The sequence below is a fragment of the Nocardioides sp. JCM 18999 genome (genome assembly GCF_055391175.1).
Map to the genome: position 1 here is coordinate 2,484,036 of NZ_AP043887.1, position 18,019 is coordinate 2,502,054.

At 68.3% G+C, this 18,019-nt stretch carries 21 protein-coding genes; 10 read left to right on the forward strand and 11 right to left on the reverse strand.

What is annotated here, in order from left to right:
- Nucleotides 1-43 precede the first annotated feature (43 nt).
- The 10 genes from ACZ5J1_RS12160 to ACZ5J1_RS12205 all read right to left on the reverse strand — a co-directional run bounded on the left by ACZ5J1_RS12160 (nucleotide 44) and on the right by ACZ5J1_RS12205 (nucleotide 9,231).
- Entirely contained in the window at nucleotides 44-499 is a 456-nt protein-coding gene (locus ACZ5J1_RS12160; protein ID WP_464559117.1) for a single-stranded DNA-binding protein, read from the reverse strand.
- A gap of 160 nt (nucleotides 500-659) precedes the next feature.
- The gene (locus tag ACZ5J1_RS12165; RefSeq protein ID WP_464559119.1) at nucleotides 660-1,577 is read right to left on the reverse strand and encodes an ABC transporter substrate-binding protein; all 918 of its coding nucleotides are present in this window, start codon (nucleotides 1,575-1,577) and stop codon (nucleotides 660-662) included.
- A 58-nt stretch (nucleotides 1,578-1,635) separates the two neighbouring features.
- Nucleotides 1,636-2,283, reverse strand: coding sequence for an ABC transporter permease (locus ACZ5J1_RS12170; RefSeq protein WP_464559121.1), 648 nt, complete (start codon nucleotides 2,281-2,283; stop codon nucleotides 1,636-1,638).
- Nucleotides 2,283-2,924, reverse strand: coding sequence for an ABC transporter permease (locus ACZ5J1_RS12175; protein WP_464559123.1), 642 nt, complete (start codon nucleotides 2,922-2,924; stop codon nucleotides 2,283-2,285). The genes ACZ5J1_RS12170 and ACZ5J1_RS12175 overlap by 1 nt, the downstream gene beginning before the upstream one ends.
- Complete coding sequence (locus tag ACZ5J1_RS12180; RefSeq protein ID WP_464559125.1) at nucleotides 2,921-3,736, reverse strand: ABC transporter ATP-binding protein; 816 nt, start codon at nucleotides 3,734-3,736, stop codon at nucleotides 2,921-2,923. Before ACZ5J1_RS12180 ends, ACZ5J1_RS12175 begins: the two co-directional genes overlap by 4 nt.
- Nucleotides 3,736-4,161, reverse strand: a complete 426-nt coding sequence (locus tag ACZ5J1_RS12185) for a rhodanese-like domain-containing protein (RefSeq protein ID WP_464559127.1) — start codon at nucleotides 4,159-4,161, stop codon at nucleotides 3,736-3,738. Before ACZ5J1_RS12185 ends, ACZ5J1_RS12180 begins: the two co-directional genes overlap by 1 nt.
- On the reverse strand, nucleotides 4,158-4,670 hold the full coding sequence (locus ACZ5J1_RS12190) for a cysteine dioxygenase (RefSeq protein ID WP_464559129.1): 513 nt from the start codon (nucleotides 4,668-4,670) through the stop codon (nucleotides 4,158-4,160). The genes ACZ5J1_RS12185 and ACZ5J1_RS12190 overlap by 4 nt, the downstream gene beginning before the upstream one ends.
- A 77-nt stretch (nucleotides 4,671-4,747) precedes the next feature.
- On the reverse strand, nucleotides 4,748-6,358 hold the full coding sequence (locus tag ACZ5J1_RS12195; protein ID WP_464559131.1) for a GTPase family protein: 1,611 nt from the start codon (nucleotides 6,356-6,358) through the stop codon (nucleotides 4,748-4,750).
- A 21-nt stretch (nucleotides 6,359-6,379) separates the two neighbouring features.
- Entirely contained in the window at nucleotides 6,380-8,110 is a 1,731-nt protein-coding gene (locus tag ACZ5J1_RS12200; protein WP_464559133.1) for a dynamin family protein, read from the reverse strand.
- Nucleotides 8,107-9,231, reverse strand: coding sequence for a PrsW family intramembrane metalloprotease (locus ACZ5J1_RS12205; protein WP_464559135.1), 1,125 nt, complete (start codon nucleotides 9,229-9,231; stop codon nucleotides 8,107-8,109). Before ACZ5J1_RS12205 ends, ACZ5J1_RS12200 begins: the two co-directional genes overlap by 4 nt.
- Nucleotides 9,232-9,271: 40 nt before the next feature.
- Between ACZ5J1_RS12205 and ACZ5J1_RS12210 the strand changes: the two genes are divergently transcribed.
- Complete coding sequence (locus ACZ5J1_RS12210) at nucleotides 9,272-10,645, forward strand: aminopeptidase P family protein (RefSeq protein WP_464559137.1); 1,374 nt, start codon at nucleotides 9,272-9,274, stop codon at nucleotides 10,643-10,645.
- A gap of 178 nt (nucleotides 10,646-10,823) precedes the next feature.
- Entirely contained in the window at nucleotides 10,824-12,233 is a 1,410-nt protein-coding gene (locus tag ACZ5J1_RS12215; protein ID WP_464559139.1) for a tyrosine-type recombinase/integrase, read from the forward strand.
- Nucleotides 12,234-12,929: 696 nt separating this feature from the next.
- On the opposite strand, the gene ACZ5J1_RS12220 is transcribed toward ACZ5J1_RS12215, so the two are convergent.
- Nucleotides 12,930-13,442, reverse strand: coding sequence for a helix-turn-helix transcriptional regulator (locus ACZ5J1_RS12220; protein WP_464559141.1), 513 nt, complete (start codon nucleotides 13,440-13,442; stop codon nucleotides 12,930-12,932).
- Nucleotides 13,443-13,685: 243 nt separating this feature from the next.
- On the opposite strand from ACZ5J1_RS12220, the gene ACZ5J1_RS12225 reads away from it, so the two are divergent.
- From ACZ5J1_RS12225 to ACZ5J1_RS12260, 8 genes are all read left to right on the forward strand, one after another.
- Complete coding sequence (locus ACZ5J1_RS12225) at nucleotides 13,686-13,820, forward strand: hypothetical protein (RefSeq protein WP_464564789.1); 135 nt, start codon at nucleotides 13,686-13,688, stop codon at nucleotides 13,818-13,820.
- Entirely contained in the window at nucleotides 13,817-14,011 is a 195-nt protein-coding gene (locus tag ACZ5J1_RS12230) for a helix-turn-helix domain-containing protein (RefSeq protein ID WP_464559143.1), read from the forward strand. Before ACZ5J1_RS12225 ends, ACZ5J1_RS12230 begins: the two co-directional genes overlap by 4 nt.
- Nucleotides 14,012-14,366: 355 nt before the next feature.
- A complete protein-coding gene (locus ACZ5J1_RS12235) occupies nucleotides 14,367-14,633 on the forward strand; it encodes a hypothetical protein (RefSeq protein ID WP_464559145.1) in 267 nt (88 codons plus the stop codon).
- An 875-nt stretch (nucleotides 14,634-15,508) separates the two neighbouring features.
- Complete coding sequence (locus ACZ5J1_RS12240; RefSeq protein ID WP_464559147.1) at nucleotides 15,509-15,868, forward strand: hypothetical protein; 360 nt, start codon at nucleotides 15,509-15,511, stop codon at nucleotides 15,866-15,868.
- 485 nt (nucleotides 15,869-16,353) lie between these two features.
- Nucleotides 16,354-16,560 (forward strand): hypothetical protein, encoded by a 207-nt coding sequence (locus ACZ5J1_RS12245; RefSeq protein WP_464559149.1) that lies wholly within the window; start codon nucleotides 16,354-16,356, stop codon nucleotides 16,558-16,560.
- Between the two features lie 80 nt (nucleotides 16,561-16,640).
- Nucleotides 16,641-17,045 (forward strand): hypothetical protein, encoded by a 405-nt coding sequence (locus ACZ5J1_RS12250; protein ID WP_464559151.1) that lies wholly within the window; start codon nucleotides 16,641-16,643, stop codon nucleotides 17,043-17,045.
- Nucleotides 17,045-17,182 (forward strand): hypothetical protein, encoded by a 138-nt coding sequence (locus ACZ5J1_RS12255; protein ID WP_464559153.1) that lies wholly within the window; start codon nucleotides 17,045-17,047, stop codon nucleotides 17,180-17,182. The genes ACZ5J1_RS12250 and ACZ5J1_RS12255 overlap by 1 nt, the downstream gene beginning before the upstream one ends.
- Nucleotides 17,179-18,003: a lambda exonuclease family protein gene (locus ACZ5J1_RS12260; protein WP_464559155.1), complete on the forward strand. Its 825-nt coding sequence runs from the start codon at nucleotides 17,179-17,181 to the stop codon at nucleotides 18,001-18,003. The genes ACZ5J1_RS12255 and ACZ5J1_RS12260 overlap by 4 nt, the downstream gene beginning before the upstream one ends.
- Nucleotides 18,004-18,019: the final 16 nt, after the last annotated feature.

Sequence of the window (18,019 nt, forward strand, 5' to 3'; positions counted from 1 at the left end):
GAAGCCTAGTGGCGGGCCGGGACTCGGCCCACTCGGCGGTGCCTCAGGCGGCCGTGCCGCTGACCGCCCACTCGGGTGCCGGCTCGGCAGCGGCCTCCTCTGCCGCGTTCTCCTCGCGATCGGCTCCCGTCTGGGCCGGCAGCTCGGGGCGGACGAACATCGAGCTGCCGCGCAGCAGGTCGTGCCCGACGAAGTCAGCCTCGACCTCCATCGTGGTGCGCAGCACGCCGTCCTTGTCGGCCCACTCCCGCACCGTCAGACGGCCGGTGACGACGACCGGCTCCCCCTTGTTGAGCGACTTCTTGACGTTGATCGCCCGCTGACGCCAAGCGTTGACGGTGTACCACTGGGTGATGCCGTCGGCCCAGGTGCCGGTGGCGCGGTAGTAGACCCGGGGCGTCACTCCGAGGCGGAACTCGGCGACCTGGGTGTCGCCGGCGTCGCGCAGGACGACGTCGCCGCCGACGTACCCGCGCAGGTTGATCGTGGTGTCGTTCATGGTGCTCCTCCGTGTCGGTGGGGCCACCGTGGCCCGCTCGACCTCGAGACTCCTCGGCAACACCGTGGTCCCTCATGTGACGCCGTCGAGGGTGGGGAGAACGACGACGCGGGCCGCCGGTGTGGAAACCGAGCGGCCCGCGTCGCAGGTGAGGCAGTGATCAGGCGAAACCGTTGGCCTTCAGCCAGTCGGCCGCCACATCAGCCGCCGAGGGCTTGCTGTCACCGGCGAAGGCCGTGTTCAGCTTGAGCAGCTCCTCGGTGGTGATCTTGGCCGAGACCGCGTCGAGAGTCTCCTCGACCTTGTCCGACTCGGCGTCCTCGCGGATCAGGGGGACCACGTTCTGGGCCGCGATCAGGTTCTTCGGGTCGGTCAGGGTGACCAGGTTGTTGGCGGTGATCGACGGCGTGGTGGAGTAGATGTCGGCGACGTCGACGGTGCCGTCGGTCAACGCCTTCAGCGTGGCCGGGCCACCGAAGTCGTTGATCGCCTTGAACTCGATCCCGGTGATGCCGTAGACCGACTCCAGGCCGGGGATGCCGTAGGAGCGGGTCTTGAACTCCGGGTTGGCGGCCAGCTTGAGGCCCTTGATCTTGGCCAGGTCGGCGATCGACGTGACGCCGTTGTCCTGGGAGAACTTCGCGGTGACGTTGAGCGAGTCCTTGTCCTCGCCGGGAGCGGGGTCGAGCACGTCGATCCCGTCAGGGAGGGCTTCGTCGAGCGCCTCCTCGACGTCGGCGGCCGCGGTGGCGGTCGCCTTCGGGTCCAAGTAGGTCAGCAGGTTGCCGGTGTACTCGGGAACGAGGTCGATCTCGCCCGCCTGGAGCGCCTTGACGTAGACCTCGCGCGCGCCGATGTCGAGCTTGGTGGTGGCGTCAACGCCCTTCGCCTTGAGCGCGCCGGCGTAGATCTCGGCCAGGATCTCGCTCTCACCGAAGGCGGCGGAGCCGACCACGATCGGCTTGGACGAGTCGCCGTCGGAGCCCGATGAGGTGTCCGTGGGGTCGCTGCCGCAGGCAGCCATGGTGAGGGCGAGCGCCGCGGCGCTGATCCCGCCGAGGGTGCGTGTGAGCTTCATGGTCGATCTCTCTTCTCGTTGGTCATCTGAACAGGTGAACTGGGGATCGGATCTCGGGTCACGCCGAGACCCACTTTTGCAGCAGGGCGAACAGTCCGTCGAGGGCGAGCGCGAGCACGACGAGGACGACGGCGCCGGAGAGCATCTGCGGATAGTCCTGCACCGCGTAACCGTCGATGAGGTAGCGACCCAGGCCGCCCAGGGCCACGTAGGCGGCGATGGTGGCGGTCGCGACGACCTGGAGCGTGGCCGCACGGATCCCGCCGACGATGAGCGGCACGCCCAGGGGGATCTCGACCTTGGTCAGCACCTGCCACTCCGTCATCCCGATCCCTCGGGCTGCATCGACGGTCCGCCGATCCACCGCTTCGACGCCCGCATAGGCGCCGGCCAGGAGCGGAGGGATCGCCAGCACCACCAGCGCTGCGATCGGCGGAGCCAGCCCGATCCCGCGCCAGAGCACGATCAGGGTCAGCAGGCCCAGGGTGGGCAGTGCACGCATCGAGCCCGTCACGGCGATCGCCAGGCCACGGAAGCGCCCGGTGTGCCCGATCCACAGCCCGATCGGCAGGGCGATCAAGGCGGCGATCAGCAGGGTGAGCGAGGTGTAGCCCAGGTGCTGGAGCAGGCGGTGCGGGATGCCGTCCTCGCCCTGCCAGTGCTCGGGGTCGGTCAGCCAGGTCCAGGACTCGCCGAAGACGCCCATCAGCGCGCACCCCCACGAGTCCAGGGCAGCAGCAGCCGGCCCACCAGCACCCAGGCCGCATCGAGGACCAGCGCCAGGGCGACGACGAGCACGATGCCCACGACGATCTCGGTGATGAAGTACCGGTTGAAGCCCTCGGTGAAGAGCGAGCCCAGGTTGCTCACTCCGATCAGCGCCCCGATCGTGACCAGGCTGACCGTGGAGACCGAGGCGACCCGGATACCCGCGAGCATGACGGGTCCTGCGAGAGGCAGCTCCACGCTGATCGCCCGCTGCCAGGACGAGTACCCGCTGGCCGAGGCGGCGTCGAGCACCCCTGGGGAGACCTGGGCGAACGCATCGGTCGCCGTCCGGACCAGGAGGGCGACGGCGTACAGCGTCAGGGCGATGACGAGGTTGATCGGCGACAGGATCTTGGTGCCGATCACGCTGGGGATGATCACGATCAACGACAGCGACGGGATCGTGTAGAGCAGCCCGGCGGTGCCGACGACCGTCCCCCGCCAGCGCCCGTGCCGGCTGGCCCACCAGCCGATCGGCAGTGCGACCACGAAGCCGATCACCACCGGCACCACGCTCAGCCAGAGGTGGGTCAGGGTGAGTTCGAGGAGACGGTCGAGATTGGCTCTGATCCAGGTCATGGAGCGAGCACGCCCGTGGCGCGACCTCGGTCGTCGACCACGACCTGACGACCCTCGATCTCCTGGATCCGGAGGGTGCGGTGCCCCTTGTCCAGGCCGACGAAGTCGCGGACGAAGTCGTCGGCCGGGTGGGCGAGGATCTCGGCCGGCGTCCCCACCTGGGCCACCTCCCCGCCCTGGCGCAGGATGACGACCTGGTCGCCGAGGAGAAAAGCCTCCTCGATGTCGTGGGTGACGAAGACGATCGTCTTGCCCAGCTCCTGCTGAAGCGCGACCAGCTGACGCTGCAGCTCGGCGCGCACGATCGGGTCCACGGCACCGAACGGCTCGTCCATCAGCAGGATGTTCGGGTCGCCCACGAGCCCACGGGCGACGCCGACGCGCTGCTGCTGTCCCCCCGAGAGCTGAGCCGGGTACTTCCGGTCGAACTCGTCGCCGAGCCCCATCTTCGCGAGCGCCTCGCGCGCACGGACGCGGGACTCGGACTTGGACACGCCGGCCAGACGCAAGGGCGTCGCGACGTTGTCGATCACCCAGCGGTGCGGCAGCAGGCCCGCCTGCTGCATCACGTAGCCGATGCTGCGACGCAGCTCGACCGGCTTGCGGGTGGCGACGTCGACGTCGTCGATCAGGATCTGGCCCGAGGTGAGCTCGACCATTCGATTGATGCTGCGCAGCAGGGTGGTCTTCCCCGATCCCGAAGAGCCGACGAACACCGTCGTGGTGCGGCTCGGGATGACCAGGGAGAAGTCGCGCACGGCGACCGATCCGTCGGCGAACGTCTTGCCGACGGATCGAAATTCGATGACCACTATTCCTCCGGGACGAACTCTTCGATGGGGGTGACGCTGCGACGGACCGCCAGACCTGCCTCGGCCCACGCAACGATGCCCCCGACGAGGTCCCCCGCGTCAAGGCCGAGTTCGACCAGCGAGCGGGCTGCCAACGACGACGTGTACCCCTCGGTGCAGTGGATGATCCACCGCTGCCCCAGTCTGGCGGAGGCGAGCCGGGCGTCCGAGGCGGGGTGCAACCGCCACTCGAGGTGGTTCCGTTCCACCACGAGCGCACCCGGGATCTCACCGTCGGCCTCGCGCTGCCACGACGGCCGGATGTCGACCAGGATCGCGCCCGCCGTGACGGCGTCGGCGGTCTCGCGCGGGTCGAGCCGGGTCAGCCCGACCCGGGCCGCCTCGAGCATCGCGTCGACACTGGCGAACCGCGGCGTGCCGCTCACGAGGCCCGCCGATCGGGCGCCGGAGCCTCCGGGTCGTCGGTCCACTGCGAGATCCGGCGGGTCAGGGTGCCGTGGTTCACGTCGTAGTAGTGCATCAACGACAGCGGCGGCGAGTAGGCGTGCACGCTGACGGCCGTGGCCTCGGCGGTGTTGCGGACGTCGTGGATGTAGGCCTCCGCGAACGCGACGGTCTCACCGGCCGATCGGACGCGGTCGAGCAACGCGGCGGACTCCCCCGCGCCGGGCCGGGTCCAGACCGATTCGGTCAGGTCCCCGGAGACCACGGTGAAGGCGCCGGCGGAGTCGCCGTGGTCGTGCAGCTCGGTGCCCTGGTCGGTGGTCCAGCTGATCAGCCAGACGTCGACCTGGTCGTCGGCGTGGATGCGGACGTGCCAGCGCTCGTCCGGATGCGCCTCGACGGCGAACTCCCCCGCGACCACCCGGTCGGCGAACGCGCGGGTCACGCCGGCGAGCTCGGCGCGGGAGAGAGTGGTCGGGACGGCCTTCATGCCGACGACTATATCTCTAGTTAGTTGCTACACATTCACTGCATTGAAGAATGAGACGGCGCTTTCGGCGCCGGAGTTCACGCCAGGGCGCGGGTGAGCCCCGCTCGGACCTCGGCATAGGCGGCGAGCTCGGCCTCGATCGGTGCGACGACCGACGTGGCGGCCACCTCCGACACAGCGACCTGGAGCCGTTCCTCAGCGCCGGCAGCGCGCGTCCGAGCCGCGGCGGAGACCAGCGGGAGCGAGATCAGCGCGACCAGGATCCCCAGCCCCGCACCGGCGGCCGCGAGGACCCACGGCAGCGCCACCCCGCCGACGCTCGGCACCTCGTCGAGCGCACCGGTCAGCCCGGCGGCGACGCCCCAGCCCAGTCCGCCGATCACGGCCAGGACCAGCAGCCACTGCAACACCCGCACCAGGGTCACCCAGACGGGCAGCCGGGAGACGCCGAGGTCGGTGTCGGCGACGGCGCCGTTCAGGTTCGTGTTGAGCTCGTCGATCCGGGAGACGGACGCCTGTCGGATCGATGCCTGCCAGGGCTCGCCCAGGCCGGCCGCAGCGTCGTCGGCCAGCGCCCGGACCTCGGTGTCGACCCGTGAGCGCTGCGCCGTCACCGGCCCCGCGTCGGCACCGACACCGGCGACGATCGGTGCCGCAGCGCCCAGGTCCAGGTCGAGTCGGGCGAGCGGGTCGGGGCGCAGGGCGGAGACCCAGGAGACCACGGGCCAGCCGGTCGCCCGGCGACCCCGGATCCGCGCCGAGCGCTCAGCGGCACCGACCCGGGTCGGCACCCCGGCGGCGTCGGCGAGAGCGTCCTCGAGCGCCTCGATCCGGGTGCTGGCGAGCTGGCGCGCCTTGGCGTCGCCGGAGGCCTCCTCGAGCCGGGTGGCGACGCTGCGGACGTCGGCCTCGATCCGGCTCCGGGTGGTGCGCTTGTCGGCGACCCGGCGCGCGATCTCGTCACGCAGCTCGTCGACGCCCCAGCCCAGCTTGGCCGACATCCCGATCACCCGGACGTCGGGCAGGCCGTCGGCCTCGAGCAGGCGACGTACGTCGGCGAGCATCGCCTCACGTCGGTCCTCGGGCACCTCGTCGATGTGGTTGAGCACCACCACGGTCACCTCGGCGTGGGTGCGCAGCGGCTGCAGGTAGCGGTCGTGGATCGCGGCGTCGGCGTACTTCTGCGGGTCGAGGACCCAGACCAGGAGGTCGGCCAGCACCACCAGACGGTCGACCTCGAGGTGGTGGGCCACCTCGGTGGAGTCGTGGTCGGGCAGGTCCAGCAGCACCATGCCGTCGAAGTCGTTGGACTCGCGGCGGGTGTCGAGCATCGAGTCGCGGGTGGTCTGGTGGCGTTCCGGGATGCCGAGCCACTCCAGGAGCTCGCGGGCTCCCTGCGCGCCCCACACGCAGGCGGTCGCCCACGAGGTGGTCGGACGGCGCACGCCCACCGCGGCCAGCTCGAGGCCGGTCAGCGCGTTGAACGTGGAGGACTTGCCGGACCCGGTCGCTCCCGCGATCGCGACGACCGTGTGGTCGGCGGACAGCTTGAGCCGGCCGGCGGCGCGGTCGACGATGTCGCGCGCCTCCACGGTCAGATCGGCAGGCAGCCGATCACCGGCAGCACCGAGGGCGGCGGCCAGTCCATCGATCCGAACGCCGATGTCGGTTCCACCCTGAGCGATCACGGCGGTCAGCCTAACGGTCACTCAGCCCTGACGAGAGCCGCCGCTCCCCCGCTGGGCCGCGAACCGTGCGTCGTCGACCCGTCGAGCGGCCACCCGGACGTGGTCGGGCGCCTCCGGATCGAGGCCGAGTCCGTCGACCAGCACCACGTAGCGGTGCTGCTCGGCGCCGAGCACCCGGCGGACCGTGGAGGTCAGGGCCTCGGCTGCGCGGGTGGTCATCACGGCGACGGCCTCGACACCGAAGACGGCCTCCAGCAGCAGCCGTCCGGCGTCCTCCGTGCTCGACGAACCGGCGCCCGGTGCGGAGGTGATCACGGTGACGATCAGCGCGAGGGTCAGACCGGTGACGTCGTAGGCCCGGTCGTCGGACGCGGCCTGCGCCCGCGCGCTCTCCTCGTCCTCGACCAAGGTGCTCACCGACGCGACCCAGGCCCGGACCTCACGCTCGGCGCTGCGCCGGACGTCGCGGGAGGCGCGCGACAGGTCCGTCTCGCTGGACGCCAGCAGCGCCGGGCCCGAGGCGAGCCCGGACCAGCCGGCCTGAGCGGTCTCGGCCGCACGCTCGGCGTGCTCGAGGATCAGGAGCTCCAGTCCGGACTCGATCGCCTCCAGCACGAACTCGGCGTCGCGGGGCTGTCCCCGGAACGCCGAGGCCACCCGGTCGCGGAACGACCCGGCCCGCACGTCGACGGAACGGACCAGGTCGCCGGACCCGACGAACTCCTGCCACCGGGCCGCGACCTCACCGCGCGTCACGGTGCCGTCGAGCACCGCTGCGACGGCCTGGTCGACCACGGTCGCGTAGGCCTCGAGAGCAGCGGACCGCAGGCCGATCCCCGCCTCGACCTGCTCACGGGCTGCGTCCGCCAGCGGATGGGCCTTGCGTGCCACACTGCGGACGGCTCCGTCCAAGGTCTGCTGGACGACCGACTCGCGGGCCTGCACGTCGGCGGCCAGCATCTCCAGCCAGCCGCGGATCTCGGCGACGTACGACGCCTCGAGCAGGCCCTCGGACGAGACCGTGCCCTCGTTGACGATGAAGAGCGGGCTGTCCTTCAGACCGCGCGACGCGAGCATCCGGGCGAGGTGGGTCGCCACCGTCTGGACGGCGTCGGCCGGAGTGCGGTCGAGCACGACCGCGACCGCGGTGGAGCGCTCGGCGGCAGCACGCAGGTACTCCCAGGGGACCTGGTCGGCGTACCGGGCCGCGGAGGTGACGAAGAGCCACAGGTCGGCGGCTGACAGCAGCTGCCCGGCGAGGATCCGGTTCTGCTCCTCGACCGAGTCGACGTCCGGCGCGTCCAGGATCGCCAGACCGGGAGGCATCCGGTCGGAAGCGACCAGCTGCAGCGCGTTCGGGTCGTTGGTCGACTCGGTGACCCGGACCAGGTCGGGCAGCAGGCGGTCCTGGCCGAACCAGGTCGCGTCGTCGGGGTGGTGCACCAGGACGGGCGAGCGCGTCGTGGGACGCAGCAGGCCGGAGGTGGTGACGTGGTCGCCGACCAGGCTGTTGACCAGGGTGGACTTGCCGGCCCCGGTCGAGCCGCCGACGACGGCGAGGAGTGGGGCGTCGAGCGTCATCATCCGTGGGATGACGTAGTCCTCGAGCTGGGAGACGAGGTCCTCGCGCAGCTGCCGAGGCTCCTCGGAGCTAGGCAGGTCGAGGGGAAGCACGGCCTCGGCGAGGGCCTGGCGCAGTCGCACCAGGGCCGTCACCAAACGCGTGCTGTCGGCGGCGTCATGTGCCGTCATCGGGTGGGTACCACCTGTCCGGGAAATGCGATGGTCGGCCTGACCTTACCGATCAGGTCGACGTAAGCCTGTGAGCGGCGCTCGAACTGGGGCGGCGGAGCACCGCGGCGCATCCGGTGATGCAGGAACCCGAGCTCGATCGCCGCCTGCTGATACTCGGCCATCGCCTCGCGCGCCGCGGCACCGCCCCGGCGCAGCGCGAACGCCCGAGCCTCGCGGCGGGCGCCCAGGTCGACGATCCAGCCGATGTCGCTCGACGGGAGCAGTCCCTGCCGGGCACACGCGGCCAAGGAACGTTCCAGCATCCGTGCCTCCGATCCCCGAGCCCAGAGCGCGAGCGCGCCCATGCCGACGAACACCGGCACGATCAGGACGGCGTAGACCGAGACCAGTCCGGTGAACCCGAACACCGTCGCAGCGTTCCAGAACCCGTGGGCCAGCACGGCGACGGCGTACCCGACCATGGGGAGCAGGACGCGCATCGGCCAGGAGCGAGCGGCGACCGCCAACCCCACCCCGACCCCGGTGAAGGCGGTGAACAGCGGGTGCGCGAACGGGCTCGCCACGCAGCGCACCAGGAAGGTGCGGGTCAGGGCGTCGGTGCCGCCCGGCCCGAGCCCGTCGGTCCCGTTGTACGCCGCCGCGAGGTAGAGGATGTTCTCGGTGAACGCGAAGCCGATGCCGACCATGCCGGCGTAGACGATGCCGTCGAGGACCCCGTCGAGCTCGTCACGGCGCCACCACAGCAGGGCGACGAGGAAGGCGCCCTTGACCGCCTCCTCCACCACCGGGGAGACCACGACGGTGCCGGCGGTGCTCTCGATCCCGGCCAGGATCCCGCCGAGACCCTTGAGCGCGATCGCGGCGAAGCAGGCCACGAAGGCTCCCCAGCACAGGCCCAGCGCGAGCAGCCCCCGGGGCTCCGGCTCGTAGCGGTCCAGCCACAGGTACGCCCCGACCAGGGGAACCACCGGGAGCGCGGCGAGGACGGTCGCCACCGCCATCGTGGTCGGCGCTCCGGACAGCGCGAGCAGCACCACGGTCGGCACCGCGGCCAGCAGGACGACGATCGAGACCACGATCGTGAACGTTCCTCCGGTACGGCTGCGCGGGTCGTTCACGGAAGAAGCCTCCCACGCCACCGCTGCCTAGACTGATCCCATGGAGGAGCAGAACGCAGCAACCCAGTCCGGCACCGGCACCCAGGCCCACGACGGCGGCGTCCCGGAGGCGTGGTCGTCGTTCATGCGCACGGGCTGGGGAGACCGTGAGCTCGACCTGCCCGCGCACCCGGTCGCGTCCTGGGCGGCGGCCCGTCGGGCCCGGCTCGCGGCGGCCTTCCCGGGCGAGCGTCTGGTCCTTCCGGCCGGCACCTACAAGGTGCGCTCCAACGACACCGACTACCGGTTCCGGCCCGACACGGCGCACACCTACTTCAGCGGGAACCAGACCTCCGACGCGGTGCTGGTGATCGAGCCCGACGGTTCGGCGGTGCTGTACGCCCGGCCGCGCTCCTCGCGCGAGTCCGACGAGTTCTTCCGCGACCGGATCTACGGCGAGCTCTGGGCGGGTCGGCGTCCGTCGGCCCGTGAGCTGAGCGACTCCCTCGGCCTCGAGGTGCGTCACATCGACGACCTGGTGCTGGACGAGGGAACCAAGACCCGGGTGCACGGTGAGGACGGTGACCTGACCCGGGTCGCCTCCGAGCTGCGCCTGATCAAGGACGCGTGGGAGATCGGCGAGCTCGCCGAGGCCTGCGACATCACCACGCTCGGTTTCTCCGACACCGTCAAGGAGTGGGACAACGTCCGCACCTACGGTGAGCGCTGGATCGAGGGCACGTTCTTCCGCCGCGCCCGCGCGATGGGCAACGACATCGGCTACGACTCGATCGTGGGGTCGGGCTCGCACGCGACGACGCTGCACTGGATCGACAACTCGGGCCCGGTGACCCCGGGTGAGCTGATCCTGCTCGACATGGGCGTGGAGGGCCGCAACCTCTACACCGCCGACGTCACCCGCACCCTGCCGGTCTCCGGCACCTTCACGCCGCTGCAGCGTGACCTGTACACGCTGGTGCTCAACGCCCAGCAGGCCGGCATCGACGCCGTCCGGCCCGGTGCTGCCTTCCGGGCCGCGCACCACGCCGCGATCGACGTCCTGGCGCACGGCCTCGGCGACCTCGGCCTGCTCCCGGTCTCCGTCGAGGAAGCGCTCGACGAGAACTCGAAGGTCTACTCGCGCTGGACGCTGCACTCGGTCAGCCACATGCTCGGCATGGACGTGCACGACTGCGCCGCGGCTGCGCCGGGGAACTACGTCGAGGGCACCCTGGCCGAGGGGATGGTGCTCACCGTGGAGCCCGGCCTCTACTTCCAGTCCGACGACCTGCTGGTCCCCGAGGAGCTCCGCGGCATCGGTATCCGGATCGAGGACGACATCGTCGTGACGGCCGACGGGCCGCGGAACCTGTCCGCGTCGCTGCCGCGCGGCGCCGAGGCGATCGAGCAGTGGATGGGCGAGTTGATGCCCTGATCCGGGCCACTGCCACAATGTGGCGGTCCAGCCTCCGTGGCGCAACTGGATAGCGCGGCCGGTTTCTACCCGGTAAAACAGGGGTGTTGAACAGGTCGATTTACGCTCAATCGGCCCTCATCGGTCCCCATTGGTGAAGGACGTTCGGCTAACGTTTGGATAACGTATACTTGTCGGCATGCCCCCAAAGGACGCCCGACGAGGCCGCGGAACCGGATCCCTGTTCCAGCGCTGCGAAGCGCGTTGCGGCTGCCCACCACTGACCGCCGGACCACCCCACCCCCGAACCGGCAAGCCCACCAAGGTCCGGCCCGCCCACACCTGCCACGGCATGTGGGTCGCCGTCGTCGAACTCCCCGACCTCGGCGGCGAACGACGACGCAAGACCATCGTCCGCGCCAAGAAGGCCGACGCACTCCGCGAACTCCGGGCCTTGCACGTCACCGTCGCCAAGACCGGCGACCTCGGCGACCCCGCCCCCACCCTCGAGGCCTGGGTGACCGAATGGTGGGAGGGGTACGCGCCCCAAAAGATCAAGGTCACCCAGTGGGGCAACTACCAGACGGCGTTCCGGAACTACATCCTCCCGTTCCTCGGCAAGAAGAAGCTCGACAAGATCGACGTCGGCACGATCGAACGCTGGCACCGGTGGTTGGTCGCCCCGAAGCCAGACGGCGCCGGGATCTCAGCACGCACCGCCCTCGGAGCACACCAGCAGCTCTCCACCGTCCTCACCTACGGGATGCGGCGAGAGAAGATCAGCCGGAACGTCGCCATGATCGCCGGGCCGCCGAAGGTGCTCGCCAAGGAGAAGAGTTACCTCGACAGCACCGAAGCCCGAGCCGTCCTCGCCACCCACGATCCCGGCGGCGGCAAGATCCCGATGCCCCTGGCGATGTACTCGACCGCGTTCTTCATCGGCCTTCGCCCGAGCGAACTCCTCGGCCTGACCCGGGACATGATCGACCTCGACGCCGCCGAAGTCACGATCTCCTGGCAGGTACAGCGCATCAAGCCCGAACACGGCTGCGGAAGCCAGGAAGGCAACGCCTGGCCGTGCGGGAAGAAAGCGGCCGGGTACTGCCCCAAGCGGGTCACGACGATCCCCGATCACACCGAAGCGCGGCACGTCGAAGGCACGACCTACCTCGTGCGACCCAAGACCTCGACGTCCTGGCGGAAACTACCGGTCCCTGCGCCACTGGTCGCGATCTGGCGAGAGTACCTGGACCAGTCGAAGCCCGGCATCGAAGGCCTGATCTTCCACCGCCCCCGCGGCGGCAAGGGCAAGGGCGCAGTGAATGGCCGACCGATCTCGCTCGAAGACTGGGGCGACCGGTGGCTGGACGGCCTGATCGCTGCCGGGATCACGCGACCCGAGGGTGTCGCGATGCCGACGCCTCACAGTGCACGGAAGACGTGCAACACGGTCCTCACCGAGCTCGGCTACCACGTCGACGTGCGAATCAAGATCCTTGGTCACGCCGGCGCCGAGGTGAACAAGGTCTACACCCACACGTCGGACATCCGTGTGCGCGAGGCGCTGGAAGGGATCGGCAACGCGCTCGACTGGCGGCGGCAGGACTGAGGCCCGCTAGTCCTCTACGCGGATGCCTTCGCGGTGGAGGTGTTCCTCGATGGCGCGCACAACGACAGCCGACTTGGTCTCCGAGTTGATCGCTGCCAGCCGTTCGACGCCCTCCCAGAGGGGGTCAGGGACGCGAACACTATGGTTCGGCGTCCGAGGCTGGTTCGGCACTCAGAAACCGTATGCCCGGTGTAATACACCTATTGGCGGTTCCTTATGGGACTTAGTGCCCAATTACATGCAGGACCAATAGCGGACAACCTCGCCCAAGGGAAGGATGACACGCGACAGGTTTGCAACGGTATGGCCACAAGAGCATCGGTCGTGTCGGAGGTACGCCCTATAGTCGAACATGTGTTCGAGGTGGCGGCTGGCGTCCCTCGTCAATAGAGGCCAGGTCTGCGTCGACCAGGCACCGAGAAGGAACCGATAGAAACATGCCCCACCAGCAGCAGAGCACGGCCGCAGCAGGCGCGACGATCGACGCCGATTCCACGGATCACCGCGACCCCAAGCACTACGCCATGATCAACCGGCCAGCGAACAGTCAGCTAGAACCGGATGCGACAGACAGTCGACCAGAGAGCCACCCGGACATGGTTCGCCTTCGCGAGGCGTGGAACCTGACTATCCGGGTGCGATCAGACATCGACGGGCCGCGGTACGACACCGCCCTACGCGTGCTCTATGTGCCCGTCAGCCTTTGCGGCGACTCCGAACTCGAGCTGGTCGCGAGTCGGACCCACCGAGCACTCCTTCGCCTAGGTCAATAGCGACCGTGTCGGGACCCATTGGGTCTAGGCCGGCGGCAGTTTCAAGCGCCCGAAGCTGCTCGATCGACTGCTGCGCCATCCGCTTCTGGTCCTCGAGGATGTAGTGGGCGATCTGGATCAAGGCCATGTCGTCCAACTTGGTGCGCAAGGCCGCAAGTAGGTAGTCGGGGTCATGCTTCACGCTCGCAAGTACGGACATCGCCACCTCCGTTAGGCCGGAGGCGGGGGAATCCTGATTCGGACCGTCCTCTTCGCCCAGGTCCCCCTCGTCGTACTCGGCGATCCTGCGCCGAGCAACATCGATGTCACTCGACAGTCCGAGAGCCTTTTGCAACCGCCAAAGAGTGTTGTGTTGCGGCACCTTGCCGCCTGTCTCCATGTTGGTGACGGTCTTCTCAGCTACGTCAGCGGCGATGGCAAGTTCCTTCTGCGACATCTTCAACTGAGCTCTACGCTCAGCGAGAAGCGGGATCCAAGCACTTCTTTCAGGTGCGGCCATAGGTAAAGAATCGCATGTCTTACTGATTTTCCGCTAGTCCACAGTAAGAAGCGCGTGTTGCGCTTGCATGACACCGTAAGACTTCATACCTTCTTACCCGTGACCGTAAGAAGCAGTAACAACCACGTCGGAGTTGCCCTCCGACTCCTCCGCAAGAGCGCTGGCCTCACCCTCGACGACGTGTCGCGTGTGGCAGGGATCTCCGCCCCGTACCTCTCCAACGTAGAGAACGGAAACGCCGAGCCGAGCGCCAAGTGGGTGCACATGCTCATCGACGCCATCGGGAGCGACGTATCCCGAAAGGCCGCGGCATGAGCATCGCCTTCTCCTTCATCTCCGGATCCCCCGAGGTCGCCGCCGCTGCGACCGGGATCGGCCGAAACCGGATCATCGCCGCCTGCGACACCGGCGACCTCCTCTGCCACTGGAACGGCCCCAAGCGCGTCATCCGCGCCGCCGACCTGGACGAGTGGATCCAGACCCTCCCCACGGAGCGCCCCGCATGACCAGTCCCCCGGGCCTCGTTGCCTCCTCTAAGCCTTTCGGTGAGCTGATCACTGGGACAGGGTTCGACTTGTCCACTCGTAACGGCCAACTGCGTTACATCGTCCATGAGCTTCGTGTGGATCGGCGTCAGGCTCAGGCGTTGATTCGTGCGTTTGAGGCTGATCAGCGTGACGCGGCCCGGAAGGACGCGGCTGACAAGAGGGCTCATGCTGAGGCGCTCGCTGCGGGTGCCTTCGATGATGTCGCCGACCATGTGCGGCAGACGTTCCGGGCGTGGTTGAAGCGTGGGGATCACATGTCGATGCGGTCGAAGCCTCGTGTTTCGGATCCGCGGCGTGATGGGTTCCGGCAGCGATGAGCGGCGAGCAGATCAACTCATCGCCTCGGCGCACCGGGAAGAACGTGCGAGCCGTCGATGCGTTCAACGAGCGCATGCCGATCGGGACCCCGGTGCTCTACTGGCCGGGCGACCGGACGGGAGAGGGGCGCAAGAGCCGCACCCGCTCCAAGGCGTGGAACCTCGGCAGCCACACGCCCGTCGTGCTGGTCGAGGGCTACCCCGGCGGCATCGCGATCTCCCACGTCGTGGGCATCGAGCCCGAGGCAGGTGACCAGCGATGACGGGCGAGCAAGCCTGTGGATGCTACGCCTGCATCGGCAACCAGCCCGCCGCCGAGGGGACCTGGCTGACCATCGGGATGACCCGGATGATCCTCTGCTCGGAGTGCGGCAACAAGCGATGCCCCCACGCGACCAACCACGAGTACGCCTGCACGGGAAGCAATGAGCCGGGTCAGGTGGGTAGCCGCTACGGGACTGCCATGCACGACCCGCGCTTGCGTTCTGGGGGTTCTGATGGCGTCGTCTGAGCGGATCACTGATGACTGGTTGCGCCATGACGTGCCGCACAAGTCACGCCGTAAGCATCAGGCCCCGCGGTCGCGCACGAGTGACCGCCAGTCCCCCTGTCGAGAGTGCGGGTTGCCTTGGGCTCTCGGGTTCGACCACACCGAATGCAAGGAGAAGTCGTGACTGACGAGACCACGGCCGTTGGCGAGCGCTGCGGACTCCCTGGGTGCACCGATCCGACCTGCGGAGCAGACCCGGTCGTTGCCCGGCCTGAGTTCGGAACGGAGGACTACTGGCGGTACGCGGTCCTGTTCAACGACGTCACCCGCGCCCCGTCCAGCCGCCACATGCTCTTCAGTGACCGCAACAGGATGGCCGACTACTTGTGGTCGCAGGGGTGGCGACGCGATGTTCGCCCTGAGGACCGGACGCCATGACCACAGATCCGGATGAGCGTGCCTTGTGCCTGGTGTGTGAGTTCCCGATGACGCGTCGGGATACGGCGATGGGTTTGTACGTCTGTTCTGACTGTGAGGCAAGGCAGGCCGTCTTGTGAGGCGCCGATGTCTCCGCTGCCACTGGCTTCTGACTTTGCCCGATCGCTTCTGCGGTCGGGTTCTTTGTTCCCCCTGCTTGGAGGTGAAGTGATGACCACGCTCGCTACTCGTCCGGTTGATCCGGACCAGTTGGACATGTTGTCCCTGATCGCTGACGAGGTGTCGCCGCTTGGGAAGGTGCATGCGGCTGACTTCAAGGCTGCGTGTCTCGAGGACGCCGAAGCCCACTCGGGTTGGGTTCATCCGTCGCGTGTCTCGGCCCTGCTCCACGACCGCTTCACCGAGATCGACCCGCGTTGGTTGTCTGCGATGTGGGCGCCGGCGTGTGGCCCGAACGGCTACCTGGACAAGACCGACGAGCTCGCGCCGATCGACCCGACCCACTCCAAGGGAAACGGGGCGAAGGACGTCCGCTTGCGTCGGGTCCGCGGATGGGAGGTGACGGCATGAAGGGCCTGCTCTCAACCCTGTGGGTCGTGGCTGTGTTCGTGCTGGTTTTCGCGGCTGTGATCTTCACCTGCGAGTGGATGAAGGGAACGATCTGATGAGCACGCAACCGGGTGAGATTGCGGGGCTGGCTGAGGCGCTGTCACCTTGGGATAACGGCACCTACTCGTGCGCTTGCCAGGGTGACTTCTGCGAGTCGGTCCCATGCCAGAACGACCGGGACGACCTCGTGACCACGGTCAGGCGACTCATTGCCGAGGCATGGGACCAGGGGCATAGTCACTGCGCTGTGAAGTCGGTTCCGGTCGGCCCGCTCCACTCTGGCAACCCATACCGTGACGCCTTCTCGTGGAGCACCTTCACGGGGATGACCGTCTGCTCGCGGTGCGGAAACAAGCGATGCCCTGCGGCGTGGCAACCCCAGAAGTATGAGTGCTCAGGCAGCAACGACCCGAACCAGACTCCGCGTTTACGTTCCGGAGGTCCCGGTGAGTGACGTCGAAGCGACAGTCACTCGATACCGGATCTACCGAGACGACACCCCCTACGACGACGGCGAACCCCCGGAGTTCCCCTGGAACCTCGACATCATCCGAGACGGCAAGTTCGCCTGGGGATACCTCTACCGCACCTTCCGAGAGGCCCTCGACGCCTACACAGCTGGTTCTCCGACCGGCAGCCCGCCAACCCCCTGACCAACCCCGACCAACTGAAACGCCCCGGTCCTCCGCGCATGGAGGGCCGGGGCTTCGCTGTCTCTGAGAACGGAACCTACATGAACCACATCCACAACACCCCGATCGTCATCGCCTGCCTGGTCGCACTCGTCGGCGGCTACTTCTGGCACCGACACATCCTCGCCAACGAGAAGAAGACGTCAGGGAACACGATCGACGGACTCGAATGGGCACTCACCGAGGCCCACGTCCGCGCCGAGACTGCCAACGCTGCACTCCACGCCGACGCCGAGACCCACCAGGAGCACATCGACGCAGTCTTCGCCGAGCTCAACATCGTGGTCGACGAACGCGAGGCTGCCTGGACCAACCTGCAGATGGTCCTCGAGGACGGACTCCGCCGGGAAGCCGCAGCCAACCCCGAGCTGACCGCACTCCTCGACGCCGTCAACGGGAACGCGTTCGTCTACGACCTCACCAGCCACACGGTCAAGGCCATCTGATGGGCCGTCCGTACCTGGCTGACGACCCCGAAGCCGAGGCCCTGGCCGAGAAGTTCGGCGAGGCGATCCGGGACGAGCAGCGTGAAGCGTCCTGGCAAGAAGAGATGGACGCGGCAGACAAGGAGGCCCGCTGGTGACCGGCCTCAAGATCTACGAGCAGCTCGAGCAGGGATCCCAGGAGTGGCTGAACGCTCGCTGTGGTCTCGTCACCGCATCCACCGTGGGCAGCCTCATCACCTCCGGGCCACCCGACCCGCGGGAGGTCGACTGCCCCACCTGCGGCGCACAGTCCTTCAACCCCTGCCTCAGCGCAACCCGCAAGGAACCGACGCCGATCAAGACGATCCACGAGCAGCGGACCAACAAGGCCAACGCCCTCCCCCACGTCCTGACCCCGGCGAACAACGACACCAGTCGCGGACTCACGGCGACCCTCGTCGCTGAGCGGGTGTCTCAGCACGTCGAGGAGACCTGGCCCACCCGGGACATGCAACGGGGCCATGACCACGAACCCGTCGCTCGAGCGAAGTACGCCGAAGTCAACGACGTCGAAGTGACCGAGGTCGGATTCATGACCCTCGAACGCGACGGCTGGACCCTCGGGTACTCCCCCGATGGCCTCGTCGGCGACCTCGGCCTGATCGAGATCAAATCGCCTCGGCAGAAGACCCACGTCCAGACGATCCTCGCCGACGAGGTCCCGACCCACTACATGCCCCAGATACAGGCCGGCTTGTTCGTGTCCGGCCGGCGTTGGTGCGACTTCGTGTCCTTCTCCCACGGCCTCCCCCTCTGGACCAAGCGGGTCTACCCCGAAGCGAAATGGCAGACCGCGATCGCCGAAGCCGTCACCCGGTTCGAACACGAAGCCGAACGACAGACCACGACCTACCTGACCCGCATCGACGGGCTACCCACCACCGAACGCATCCCCGACCTACTGGAGTTGACCTTCTGATGAACGTCCTCAGCCT